At 59.2% G+C, this 530-nt stretch carries 1 pseudogene; it reads left to right on the top strand.

The annotated features are described in order from the left end of the window. Nucleotides 1-530, top strand: a pseudogene (locus C5B91_RS21400) (hypothetical protein); the annotation flags it as partial.

Below are 530 nucleotides of genomic sequence, written 5' to 3'. Positions count from 1 at the left end.
GGTCGCAGATCCAACTCGATGGGACGCTTCACGACCACTCTGATGTCGAGCAGGTAACCATCGAGCTACGCTATCACGGACAGGGTATCGATGCCCCCTGGGGGTTCCGAAAACGAATCGTGATCGACGACCCGAACACGTCGATTTCCAAATCACTTCGGCTGGGACCGTTCAACGAGCAAGTGGGTGCCGGCCAAAACAGCCTCAAGATCACGGCACTCGATTCGCGCGGCCATCGCCGTCACTACAATGTCAACCTCTACGTTGAGGACGAGGACCCACCGTCGATCGAGATACTCGACCAGCGTCTGATAAACACGCGCTCGGCAGTTCGGTTGACGATTCGGGTGACGGATCAGGTCGGCATCCGCTCGGTCGGTGTTCGTCGAGGGTCGGCCGACGGGTCGGGGTTGAACTACGAGATTCAGCCGAAGCCAGTCGGGGCACGCCCTATCGAGCACACGTTCACGAAGACGATTCCGCTCGCAGGAGACAGCCGAAACATCACCATCGTTGCGGATGACGGCACC

This window comes from Haloferax sp. Atlit-10N (genome assembly GCF_003586325.1).
GTDB lineage: Archaea > Halobacteriota > Halobacteria > Halobacteriales > Haloferacaceae > Haloferax > Haloferax prahovense.
This window is presented reverse-complemented; position numbering and strand designations above follow the sequence as displayed.